This is a genomic window from Streptomyces cacaoi (assembly GCF_006539165.1).
Classification (GTDB): domain Bacteria; phylum Actinomycetota; class Actinomycetes; order Streptomycetales; family Streptomycetaceae; genus Streptomyces; species Streptomyces cacaoi.
On record NZ_BJMM01000017.1, the window covers coordinates 156893 to 167284 of the forward strand.

Below are 10392 nucleotides of genomic sequence, written 5' to 3' on the forward strand. Positions count from 1 at the left end.
AGATTGCCGATTCCGGGCGGCGCCGGCCGGCAGTTGCGCGCAACCGGCGCCCGGATGTGGCGTACGGACCGTCGTCTCCCGGCCGAGGGTGAGGTCCGGGGACAGGCTCACACCAGGCCGCACACCGCGCGGAGGTGGTTGCGGATGGTGTGGGTGAGGCGCTGGATCTCCTCTGTGGTGTGCAGGGCCGTCGAGAAGGACAGGCCGAGGGTGAGGCGGTCGTCCTGGACGCCGCAGACGATGTCGAGCACATGGGTGCGCTCGCCCCGGCTGCCCTGGGTGCGGGACGGGTCGTCCAGGACGCGGCTGTAGAAGCCGGGGTCGAAGCCGTCGGCGCGGCCGACGTAGTTGAAGCTCACGTCGGGCACGTTCCCGGTCAGCGGCGAGTCGGCGCGCAGGTGGCGCAGGACGCCGTAGCCGAGGCCCTTGTGGGGGACGGCGCGCAGTGCCCGTTTGGCGGCGGTGACGGTGCGGCGCCAGTCGGTGTCGGCGGGGACGTCCCAGGCCAGCGGGTACAGGGTGGTGAACCAGCCGACGGTGCGGGAGAGATCGGTGCCGTCGGCTCCGGCCGAAGCCTCCTCGCGTCCGTGCCCTTCGAGGGAGACGGCGACCCGTTCCCGTCCGGTCCAGTCGGCCAGTGCGCGGCCGACGGCGGCGAGCACGACCTCGTTGGCGCGGGCCCGGAACAGGCCGGGCACCGTCGTCAGGAGGGTGCGGGTCTCCTCCGGCTCCAGGCGGGCGGAGACGGTCTGTTCGGAGGCGACGGTGTTGGCGGGCGAGCCGGAGCCGGGCAGGCGGGGTGCCTGTTCGGCCTGCTGCCAGTAGGGGATCTCGGTGTCGAAGCGGCCCTGTTCGGCCAGCCCGGCGAGCTGCCCCGCCCACTCCTGGAAGGAGGTGGTGCGGGGGCCGAGCCCGGCGGGTTCGCCTGCCGCGCGGCGCTGGTAGGCGCGGGCGAGGTCGCCGAGGAGGATGCCCCAGGAGACGACGTCGGTGACGAGGTGGTGGGTGACGAGCGCCAGCCGGACGGGCTGCCGCTCGCCCTGGTCGAAAACGAGGACCTTCAGCAGCGGCCCGGTGGCCAGGTCGAACCCGGCGTGTGCGGCGGCGAGTTCGCGTGCGACGGCGGCCTCGCGGTCGTCGGCGGTGGCTCCGGTCACCTCGTGCCAGGCGAGGTCGGGTGTCCGGGTGCCGGGCGGGTCGATGTGCTGCTGCCAGGCAGCGGACCCGGCGTCGGCCGCCGCGTCGGATGCCGTGCCGGCGCCCCCGTCCGCGGTCGCGCGGGTGTAGCGCGCGCGGAGCATGTCGTGGTGGTCGACGAGGTCGGCGACGGCCCCGCGGAGGGTGTCGGGGTCGGGGCGTTCGGCGAGTTCGGCGTAGGCGGACATGGTGAAGCGGTGCGGTGCCGTCGCGTGGGTGTCGAAGAACCAGCGCTGGATGGGGGTGAGGGCCACCGCGCCGGTGACGGGCCCTTCGGCGGCGGGTGCGTCGTCGGCGCCGGCCGTGTCGGTGTCGTCGGCGGCGAGTTCGGCGAGCGCGGCGACGGTGGGCGCGGCGAACAGGTCGCGGGGCGAGACGGTCAGTCCGGCCTCGCGGGCGCGGGAGACGACCTGGATGCTGAGGATCGAGTCGCCGCCCAGCTCGAAGAAGTTGTCGTGCACGCCGACCTGTTCGAGGCCGAGGACCTGGGCCCACACGGTGGCGAGCACCCGCTCCCGCGGGGTGCGCGGGGGCGTGTGCCCGCCCTCGCCGGGGCCGCCGTCACCGGCCGGGTCGGGGGCCGGGAGCGCCTTGCGGTCGACCTTGCCGTTGTTCGTCAGCGGGACGGTGTCCAGGGTGACCCACGCCGAGGGCACCATGTAGTCGGGCAGGGTCCGGCCGATGTGGTCGCGCAGCGCGTCGGCGCCGGGCGTGCGGCCGTCCTCGGGGACGAGGTAGCCGACGAGCTGCTTGACGCCGGGGCGGTCCTCGCGGACCACGACGACGGCCTGTTCGACGTCCGGGTGGGCCAGCAGCGCCTGCTCGATCTCGCCGAGTTCGATACGGAAGCCGCGGATCTTGACCTGGTCGTCGACGCGGCCGAGGAAGTCGAGCTGGCCGTCGGGCAGCCGGCGCACCACGTCACCGGTGCGGTACATCCGGCCGCCGCCGAACGGGCAGGCCACGAAGCGGCCCGCGGTCAGCGAGGGGCGGCCCAGATAGCCGCGGGCCAGGCCCTCACCGGCGAGGTACAGCTCCCCGGCGACGCCGACGGGCACCGGCCGCAGCCGGGCGTCCAGCACGAACGTGCGGGTGCCGGGCACGGCGTGGCCGATGGGCGGCGGGGTGCTGCCGCGGTCGGGGTCGAGGGGCGCGCTGATGGTGGCGGCGATGGTGGACTCGGTCGGCCCGTACGCGTTGTACATGGCGCGACCGCCGGCCCAGCGGGCGACGAGCTCGGGCGGCAGCGCCTCCCCGCCGACGATCAGGCCGCGCAGCCCGGGGAGTTCGGCGTCGCCGACGGCGGACAGCGCGGCGGGCGGGATGATGGCGTGCGCCACGTCGTGCCGGTTGAGCACCTCGGCGAGGTCGTCGCCGACGAGGCGTCCGGGCCGGGGCAGGACGAGGGCGGCGCCGGGCCGCCAGGCCATCATGACCTCGAAGACGGACGGGTCGAAGTTGGACGAGAGGCTCTGCACGACGCGGGAGCCGGGTTCGATGCCGAGCGCGTCGATGGTGTGCAGCAGCGCGGCCAGGCCACGGTGCGGCACGAGGACGCCCTTGGGCAGGCCGGTGGAGCCGGAGGTGTAGATCAGGTAGGCGCCGCTGTCCGGCCCGGCCGGTCCCGGCAGGGTGCGGCCGCCGGGGCGGCGCGACCGGTGCGGGCCGTCGACGGTGAGGGTGCGCACCCGGTCGGTGGGCAGCAGGGCCTCGTGCGCGGCGTCGGTGACGACGAGCCGGGCTCCGGCGTCGGTGAGCATGAACGCACGCCGGTCGGCCGGGTAGTCGGGGTCGAGCGGCAGATAGACGGCGCCGGTCTTGACGACGGCGAGCAGGGAGACGAGCCAGTCGACGCCGCGCGGCAGGCACACGCCGACGACGTGTTCGCGGGCGACGCCCTCGGCGAGCAGCCGGTGGGCGAGGGCGTTGGCCCGGCCGTTGATCTCGGCATAGGACCAGGTGCCCTCGTCGGTGACGACGGCGGGCGCGAGCGGGCGGCGGGACACCTGCTGTTCGAACAGCGCGGGCAGTGAGATCTGTTCGATGCCGGTGCCGGTCTCCGGCGGGCCGATCAGCTCCCGGCGCTCCTCGTCGGAGAGCAGGTCGATGCCGGCCAGCGGACGCTCGGGGGTCCGGCCGAGCGCGTCGATGAGCGTCAGCAGATGGCCGGACATGCGCCGGATGGTGGACTCGTCGAACAGGTCGGAGTTGTAGATGAGATGAGCCTGCATCTCGCCGTCGACGGTGCCGAAGTCGACGCGGAGGTCGAACTGCGAGGTGTAGGCGGTGAGCGGGTGGTCGCGCCAGGTCAGCCCGTCGGCGCCGGCGGGCGCCTCCTCGGCGTTCTCGTAGCTGATGACGGCCTGGACGAGGGGGCTGCGGCTGGGGTCGCGTTCGGTGACGACGGCGTCGACGACGCGGTCGAAGGGCACCTCGTCGTGGGCGAAGGCGTCGACGACGGTGGCGCGCACGGCGGCCAGCAGGGCGGTGCCGGTGGCGTCCTCGTCGATCCGGGTGCGCAGCGCGAGCGTGTTGACGAAGAAGCCGACCACGCCTTCGAGTTCGGCCTGGCGGCGGCCGGAGGTGACGGTGCCGAGGACCACGTCCTGCTGCCCGGTCCAGCGGGACAGCAGGAGCTGCACGGCGGCGGTGAGCCCCATGAACAGCGTGGCGCCCTGCTGCCGGCAGACCCGGTCGAGCCGTTCCAGCGCGGCGGCGGGCACGGTGAGCTGGAGCCCGCCGCCCGCCGTGGTGCGCTCGGCGGGGCGGGGCCGGTCGGTGGGCAGATCGAGGACGGGCGCGCCGGCGAGCCGCTCGCGCCAGTGGTCGAGGCCCTCGTCGAGGGCCGGGCCCGTGAGGTGGGTGCGCTGCCAGACGGCGTAGTCGGCGTACTGGACGGGCGGCGGGTCGAGCGGGGTGCCCTCGTAGAGGGCGGCCAGCTCCCGGGTGATCAGGCCGATCGACCAGCCGTCGGTGACGATGTGGTGCATCGCCAGGACGAGCACGTGCTCGTCCCCGGACGACTGCCCGTGCGCCTGCTCCCGCTCCCGCGCCTGCTCGTCGGATGCGGACGCGGACGCGCCGTCGGACGCGGACGCGCCGTCGGACGCGGACACGCCGTCGGGCACCGGTCCGTCCCCGGCCCCGTGCGCGACCCCGTGTGCGGGGCCGTCGTCGGTGACGCGCAGCAGCGTGGGGCGCAGCAGGGGTCCCGCCGTCAGGTCGAACGGCGCGGCGAACAGGGCGCGTACCCGGGCGTCCAGCTCCGTGCGGGGGCAGTCCTCGGTGGGCAGGGCGACGGGCGCGGGCGGGTGGACGAGCTGTACGCCCCGGCCGTCGACGGCGCCGAACGTGGTGCGCAGCGACTCGTGCCGGGCGACCAGCGCGGTGAGCGCCTCGCGCAGCCGCGCCGCGTCCAGCGGGCCGCGCAGGTTGAGCGCGGTGCCGGAGTTGTACTCGGTGCTGCCGGGCTCGAACCGGTCGGCGAACCAGAGCCGCTGCTGTGCGTAGGACAGCGGCAGGTCGCCGTCGCGGGGCGCCGGGGTGACGACCGGTTCCGCGGGGGCCTCCGGGAGCGGGCCGTCGCCGGTGGCGGCGGCGAGACCGGCGACGGTGGGCGCGTCGAACAGATCGCGCACCGTGACGGTGAACCCGGCCGCGCGCATCCGGGAGACGACCCGGGTGCTGAGGATGGAGTCGCCGCCCAGGTCGAAGAAGCTGTCGTGCGCACCGACCTGTTCGAGGCCGAGCACCTCGGCCCAGACGGCGGCCACGGCCCGCTCCGCCGCGGTGCGCGGCGGTGTGTGCCCGGCGCCGGTGCCGCCGTCGGCGGGGTCGGGCGCCGGCAGCTTTCCGCGGTCGACCTTGCCGCTCTGGTTGAGCGGCAGGCTCTCCAGGACGACCCACGCGGACGGCACCATGTAGTCGGGCAGCGCCCGCGCGGCGTAGGCACGCAGCGCGGCCACGTCGACGCCGTCGTCCCCGGCGCCGGGGTGCGGCACGACGTAGGCGACGAGGCGCTTGACACCGGGCCGGTCCTCGCGGGCGAGGACGACGGTCTGGGCGACCTGCTCGCTGCGGGCGAGCACGGTCTCGATCTCGCCCAGCTCGATCCGGAAGCCGCGCACCTTCACCTGGTCGTCGCCGCGGCCGAGGAACTCGACGGTGCCGTCGTGCCGCCACCGCACGAGGTCGCCGGAGCGGTACATCCGGGTGCCGGTGAACGGGCTGGCGACGAAGCGGCTCGCGGTCAACCCGGGCTTGCCGACGTAGCCGCGGGCCAGCCCGGCGCCCTCGATGTACAGCTCGCCCGCGACGCCGGCGGGCACCGGCCGCAGCCGCTGGTCGAGCACGTAGGCGCGGGCGTTGGTGACGGGCCGGCCGATGACGGGGCGGTCGCTGCCCTGGGCGGTCCAGGTGAGCGAGTCACAGGTGCACTCGGTCGGCCCGTACAGGTTGTAGGCGTACAGATCGGGGTGGGAGCGCAGGGTCTCCCAGATGTGGCCGTCGACGGCCTCGCCGCCGAAGACGACGACGCCGGGCGCGTGCACCTCGTCGTCCAGGAGCCCGTCGGCGATGAGTTCGCGCAGATAGGTGGGGGCCTCGTCGATGACGTCGATGCGGTGCTCGCGCAGATAGCCGCGGAAGGCGGCGAGGTCGACGTGGGTGTCGTGGTCGACGGCGTGCAGCTGGTGCCCGGCGACCATCCACAGCAGGGCGACGCAGGAGGCGTCGAAGGAGATCGAAGCCGTCTGCGCCATCCGCATCTGCCGCCCGCCCGAGGTGGGTTCGAACATCCGCTCCTGGTGGTGGGCGAAGAGGTTCATGAAGGCGCCGTGCCGCACCAGGGTGCCCTTGGGCAGGCCGGTGGAGCCGGAGGTGTAGATGACGTAGGCGAGGTTCTCCGGGTGCAGCGGGGAGCGCAGCGCGTGCTCCGGCCACTCCTGGAGCACCTCGTAGCTCATGGGGCTCATGCCGAGCACGGCGACGTCGCCGAACGCGGTGAACCGTTCCGTCAGTGCGTCCTGGGCGAGGACGAGCACCGCGCCGGAGTCGGTCAGCATGTGCCGGACGCGCTCATCCGGGTAGCCCGGGTCGATGGGCATACAGGCCCCGCCGGCCTTGAGCGTGCCCAGCAGGGCGATCACCACGTCGGCTCCGCGTGCTCCGCTGATGCCGACGACGCTGTCGGGGCCGACGCCGTGGAAGCGCAGCCGGTGCGCCATGCGGTTGGCGGCGCGGTCGAGTTCGGCGAACGTCAGCCGGGTGGCGCCGTCGACGAGGGCGACGGCGTCCGGGGTGAGCCCGGCCTGCGTGGTGAACAGCTCCGGCAGCAGCTCCCCGCCGAGGCCGAGGCCGGTGTTGTTCCACTCGTGCAGGATGCGCTGTTCCTCGGCGTCGGTCAGCAACCGCAGGTCGCCGAGCCGCTGTTCGGGCCGGCTCATCCGGTCGAGCGCGACGGTCAGATGCCCGATGAGCTGCCGGACGGTGCGTGCCTCGAACAGGTCGGTGTTGTAGTTGACGATGCCGGTGAGGGCGCCGTCGCGTTCGGCGAAGTCGACGGCCAGCTCGAACTGGGCGGTGTCGATCTCGAACGGCTGGTCCTGCCAGGTGAGCCCGCCGGGCGTCCCGAGCGGCTCGGGGGTGGGCTCCATGCTGACGACGGCCTGCACGAGGGGGCTGCGGCTGGGGTCGCGCTCGGCGACGACGGCGTCGACGACCCGGTCGAAGGGCACGTCCTCGTGCGCGAAGGCACCGAGCACGGTCTCCCGCACGTCGTCGAGCAGCCCGGCCACGGTGCCGTCCTCGTCGATACGGGTGCGCAGCGCGACCGTGTTGACGAAGAACCCGATCATGGACTCCAGTTCGGCGCGGGACCGCCCGGAGGTGACGGTGCCGACGACGACGTCCCGCTGCCCGCTCCAGCGCGAGAACACCAGCTGCACGGCCGCCACCAGGCCCATGAACAGGGTGGCGCCGCGCTCCCGGCACACCGCGGTGAACCGTTCCACCACCTCGGCGGGCAGCCGGAACTCCTCGGCGGCGCCGGCCCAGGTGCGCCGGGCCGGGCGGGGCCGGTCGGTGGGCAGCTCCAGCACGGGCGCGCCGGACAGCCGGGTGCGCCAGTAGTCGAGGCCGGGATCCAGCGCCTCCGGGGTGAGCCGGTCGTGCTGCCAGACGGCGTAGTCGGCGTACTGCACGGTGAGCGGCGGGAGTTCGGCCCCCCGGTACAGCCGGTCCAGCTCACGCATGACCAGGCCCATCGACCAGCCGTCGGTGACGATGTGGTGCATCGCCAGGACCAGCACGTGCTCCTCGGGCGCGAGCCGGATGAGGGTGGGCCGCAGCAGCGGGCCCGTGCGCAGGTCGAAGACGCGGCCCAGCTCCTGGCGCACCCGCCGGTCGAGGTCCTCGCGGGTGCACTCCAGGACCTTCAGGGTGACGGGCGCCGGCGGATGGATACGCTGCACGGCCTCGCCCTCGACGCCGTCGGCAGCGCCGGTGCCCTCGGCTCCGTCCGTTCCGCGGACCGCGTCGGCTGCGTCGGCTGGGTCGGCTGCGTCGGCTGGGTGCGTGCCGTCGGCTTCGCCGAAGGTGGTGCGCAGCGGCTCGTGCCGGGCGACGAGGGCGTCCAGCGCGGAGCGCAGTGCCGGAAGGTCGATCCGGCCGCGCAGCAGCAGGGCGCCGCCGGAGTTGTACTCGGTGCTGTGCGGGTCGAGTTCGGCGGCGAACCACAGCCTGCGCTGCGCCGCGGACAGCGGCAGCCCCGAGCCGTCCCGCGGGACGGGCAGCACCGGGTCGCCGGTGGCCGTGCCGGCGGCGGTGCCGATCCGCTCGGCGAGCCGGCCGACGACGGGCGTGTCGAACACGGTGCGCACGGTGGCCTCGTAGCCGGCCCTGCGCAGCCGCGAGACGGCCTGAATGGTCAGCAGCGAGTCGCCGCCGAGCGCGAAGAAGTCGTCGTGCACACCGACCCGTTCGAGCCCGAGCACCTCCGCGAAGGCGTCCGCGACGGCCCGTTCGGCGTCGGTCGCGGGCGCCACGTACTCCTCGGTGAGGGCGCTCAGGTCCGGCGCGGGCAGGGCACGGCGGTCGACCTTGCCGTTCGGCGTGAGCGGGAACGCGTCGAGCACCACGCAGACGGCGGGCACCATGTACTCCGGCAGCGAGCGCGCCACGAAGGCCCGCAGCCCGGCCGGGGTCGGCTCGGCGGCCCGCTCCCCGGAGCGTTCCCCGGCCGGGCCACCGCCCGGGTCACCGCCCGCGGCCGACGCACCATCCGGCAGGGGCGCCGCCGAGGGTGCGGCGCCGCGGGTGACATAGCCGACGAGCCGCCGGGTGCCCGGCTGGTCCTCGCGGACGAGCGCGGTCGCCTGGGCGACACCGGGGTGCCGGGCGAGCGCCGTCTCGACCTCGCCCAGCTCGATCCGGAAGCCGCGCACCTTCACCTGGTCGTCGGCGCGGCCGAGGAACTCCAGCTGGCCGTCGTCCCGTTGCCGCACCAGGTCCCCGGTGCGGTACATGCGCCCGCCGGTGAACGGGTCGGCGACGAAGGCGGCGGCGGTCTGTGCCGGGCGGCCCGCGTAGCCCCGGGCCACACCGGGCCCGGAGACGTACAGCTCCCCGGCGACCCCGGCCGGCACCGGGCGCAGCCAGCCGTCCAGGACGTAGGTGCGGGCGCCGGTGACCGGGCGGCCGATCGGCGGGGTGCCGGCGGCGGGCAGCGGATCGCTGAGGGTGGCGGCGACGGTCGTCTCGGTCGGCCCGTAGGCGTTGAGCAGTCTGCGCCCGTGTGCCCAGCGGGCCTGGACCTCCTCGGGCATGGCCTCGCCGCCGGAGACGAGGGTGCGCAGGGCGGGCAGCGACGCGGTGCCGGGCAGGGTGGTCAGCGCGGCCAGCGGCAGCATGGCGTGGGTGATGCGCTGCTCGTCCAGGAGCCGGGCGAGCGGTTCGCCGACGGCCGGCTCGTGTCCGGCGAGCACGAGGACGGCACCGGCGCTGAAGACGTTGACGAGGTCGCCCATGGCCACGTCGAAGCCCATGGACACGCTCTGGAGCACCCGGGAGTCCTCGTCCAGGCCCATGGCCTCCCGGTGCGCGGCGCCCAGATTGCGCAGGCCCCGGTGCGGGACGACGACGCCCTTCGGGGTGCCGGTGGAGCCGGAGGTGTAGATCACGTACGCGGCGGCGTCGGCGGGCACCGCGTCGGCCGGCAGGGGCGGTTCGGCGCAGGGGGTGCTCGCCTCCAGCAGCGCGGAGATGCCGAGCGCGCCGTCCGGGACGAAGGCGCGCCCCGCACCGCCGTCGCCGTCCGGGCCGTCCGGACCGTCCCGGCCGTCCAGGTCTGCGGAGGCGTCCGAGGAGTCCGAAGCTTTTGAGGCTTGTGAGGCGTCCGAAGCTTTTGAGGCTTGTGAGGCGTCCGGGGTGCTCGAACTGCCGGGCGCGGCCGGGGAGTCGGCCACTAGGGTCAGGGCGGCGCCGGCGTCCCGGGCCATGAATGCCAGCCGGTCCGCCGGCAGCGCCGGGTCGAGCGGCAGATAGGTGCCGTGCGCCTTGGTGACGGCGAGCAGCGCCACCAGCCACTCCACACCGCGCGGCAGGCACACACCGACGACCGTGCCGGGGCGGGTGCCGCGGGCACGCAGCGTGTGCGCGAGCCCGTTGGCCCGCGCGTCCAGCTCCCCGTAGGTGAGCTGTGTCGTGCCGGAGACGACGGCGGGCGCCTCGGGCCGGCGCGCGGCCTGCTCGGCGAAGAGCGCGGGCAGACTGCTGGTGCGCGCCGTCCCCGGGCCGGTGCCGTCCCCGGCGGCGAGGACGGCGGTGCGCTCCTCGGCCGTGACGAGCGGGATCCGCCCCAGGGTGTCGGTGCTGATCAGCGAGTCGAGCAGGAAGGCGAGCCGGGCCGCGACGGCGTGCGCGGTGGCGTCGCGGAAGTGCGCCCGGTCGTAGGCCATGCGCAGCGAGACCCCGGGGCCGCTCTCCCCGACGAGCCGGCCGCCGGTGTAGGCAGTCAGCGACAGCGGATAGTTGCCGCCCTGTTCCCTGGCCTGTGCCTCGGTGAGCGACAGCCCGTGCCGGGCGGCGAGTTCGTCGTCGACGGGGTAGTTCTCGAAGACCAGGACGCTCTCGAACAGCCGCGCTCCCTGGGGGATGCCGGACTGTGCGGTGATGCGGGTCAGCGACAGATGCTCGTGT

The 10392-nt window shown here is 74.8% G+C and carries 1 protein-coding gene; it reads right to left on the minus strand.

Translation table 11 applies throughout. From position 1 onward, the window contains the following. Positions 1-107 precede the first annotated feature (107 nt). Positions 108-10392 (minus strand): non-ribosomal peptide synthetase (locus tag SCA03_RS17720; protein WP_141275492.1); only part of this gene is annotated, 10285 nt, incomplete at its 5' end.